The organism is Oleiphilus sp. HI0117, assembly GCF_001635235.1.
This window is the reverse complement of sequence record NZ_LWGA01000855.1, coordinates 1-2,654: the sequence shown is the minus strand read 5'-3', so window position 1 is coordinate 2,654 and position 2,654 is coordinate 1. Positions and strand designations below refer to the sequence as shown.

The following is a 2,654-nucleotide window of genomic DNA, read 5'->3' as shown; positions in this document are numbered from 1 at the left end:
TTCACAAGCGGGAACACATAACTTAATTGCGTTTTTAACATGATAATCTATTGGCAGTGCATTAATCTCATCTTTTGGATGCAAACCTTTCATTGCTAAAAACTCACCCTTTTCAGTAAGTAAGTGCTTACATAGTTTTACCATATTATCTAGCGCTGTAAATGCGCGTGACATAATTTGGTCAAATTGTTTATCCTGCGCAACACTCTCTACACGTCCATGCACTATTTCGATATTGGCTAGCGAAAGTGTAATCTTACTCTGAGTCAAAAAGCGTGTCTTTTTACCATTGCTGTCGACCAGCAAAAAGCGCTTTTCTGGAAACAAGATGGCCATCGGTATACCGGGTAATCCAGGGCCGGTACCGATATCAGCGATGTCCTGACCTTTTATATAAGGAGCAATGCTAAGCGAGTCGACCAGATGTTTAATCAACATTTCTTCCGGGTCACGAATAGCCGTCAGATTGTAGGCTTTATTCCATTTGATCAATAACTCTAAATAGTCGAGTAAAAGGCCATTCTGCTCTTCATTTAGAGTAATACCTATTTTTTCTGCCGCGTCGCTTAGAATATTACTAAAGTTGGCACGTTGCGATGCATTGATCACGTCTATTCTCTTTTAAGATACGTGAAGTGCCGAAATCAGGCACTTTCATGTTTGATTGATTTAGATAAAGATTTTTTCTTCAGATATATGAGTACCAATGACACAGCAGCCGGTGTAATTCCCGGAATTCTAGATGCCTGGCCAATTGTTTCTGGTTTAACCTCTAATAGTTTTTGCTTAATCTCATTGGATAGACCAGAAATTCCATCATAATTGAAATCGATTGGCAGCTTGGTTAATTCATTCTTTCTTAAACGATCAATCTCATCCTGTTGACGACTGATATAACCATCATACTTGGTTTGTATTTCAATCTGTTCAGCAACAGCATTAGAAATTGTTGGATCACCGTTTATTTCAGCAATACTTTGATAATTGATTTCAGGACGCTTTAGCAAGTCACGAAGGCTGTATTCTCTCGAAATAGGTCGATCAAAATATTTGTCAGCAATCTTCCCACCTTCTGAGCCAGGTTGCACCCAAGTTGTTTTTAGACGCTCTGTTTCTTTCTCGATTGCTTCGCGCTTGCTTGAGAATTGTGACCAGCGCTCATCACCTACAAAACCTAAATTACGTCCGATCTCAGTTAACCTTAGGTCAGCATTATCTTCGCGTAGTAACAAACGGTATTCAGCACGGCTTGTAAACATACGGTAAGGCTCACTGGTTCCTAGTGTAATCAGATCATCAACCAGTACTCCGATATAAGCTTCATCTCGACGAGGGCACCAAAGCATATCACCACTTGCTTTCAACGAAGCATTCATACCAGCAAGTAAACCTTGGGCACCGGCTTCTTCATAACCAGTTGTGCCGTTAATTTGGCCAGCGAAAAACAAGTTCTCGATAAACTTTGTCTCTAGGCTTTGTTTCAAGTCTTGAGGGTTAAAGAAATCGTACTCAATTGCATAACCAGGCCGCGTAATATGTGCTTTCTCGAAGCCCTTCATTGAACGCACTAAGTCAATTTGCACATCAAAGGGCAAACTAGTTGAAATGCCGTTTGGATATAACTCATGCGTTGTCAGCCCTTCAGGCTCGACGAAAATCTGGTGGGAGTCTTTATCTGCAAAACGATTAATTTTATCTTCAATAGAAGGGCAGTAACGTGGGCCTGTTCCTTCTATGATGCCTGTAAACATGGGTGAACGATCAAAACCTGAGCGAATAATCTCATGCGTACGTTCATTAGTATGGGTTACATAGCAAGAAATCTGTTTTGGATGTTGTTCAACTGTGCCGGTATAAGACATTACCGGTAAAGGTGTATCACCTGGCTGTTCGTCCATTACGCTAAAATCAACTGAACGTGCATCAATTCGGGGCGGTGTACCCGTTTTTAAACGGCCAACACGAAAAGGCATTTCTCTTAAGCGTTTTGCCAATGCTATCGACGGTGGATCTCCCGCACGTCCACCTGAATGGTTTTCTAAACCAATATGAATAACACCGCCTAAAAAGGTTCCAGTTGTCAAAACAACGGTCTTTGAATGGAAGCGAACTCCCATATTGGTGACAACGCCACAAGCCCGGTCATTTTTAACAATCAAGTCATCAGCCGATTGTTGGAAGATATCCAGGTTTTCCTGGTTTTCCAGGGTTTCTCGAATTGCGGCTTTATATAAGATTCTATCTGTTTGTGCGCGTGTAGCTCTTACCGCTGGCCCTTTACGGCTATTCAGCACTCGAAATTGAATACCCGCCAAATCGGTTGCTCGTGCCATAGCACCATCTAGAGCATCGATTTCTTTAACAAGATGACTTTTACCAATACCACCAATTGCTGGATTGCATGACATTTGACCCAGCGTCTCGATATTATGCGTAAGTAGAAGGGTTGATGAGCCGCGACGCGCTGCGGCTAAAGCAGCTTCAGTCCCGGCATGTCCACCACCAATAACAATAACATCGTAATGTTTTGCGAAATCCACCTAGCATCCCCAGTCAAATAAAATAGCCGCGCATTATAAAGATTTGAGTGATAAATAGCAGCCTTTATAGTTTATTTTTTATACAGTTTTGCACTTATGACTCAAATTTTGAGT

General features: G+C 41.6%; 2 protein-coding genes. Both read right to left on the bottom strand.

Going from position 1 to position 2,654, the window contains the following annotated elements:
- Positions 1-609 (bottom strand): 16S rRNA (guanine(527)-N(7))-methyltransferase RsmG (gene rsmG, locus A3757_RS14720; protein ID WP_068739848.1); only part of this gene is annotated, 609 nt, incomplete at its 3' end.
- A gap of 35 nt (positions 610-644) precedes the next feature.
- Positions 645-2,540 carry a tRNA uridine-5-carboxymethylaminomethyl(34) synthesis enzyme MnmG gene (mnmG, locus tag A3757_RS14715; protein ID WP_068507310.1) on the bottom strand — a complete coding sequence of 632 codons (1,896 nt, stop codon included), beginning with the start codon at positions 2,538-2,540 and terminating at the stop codon, positions 645-647.
- Positions 2,541-2,654: the final 114 nt, after the last annotated feature.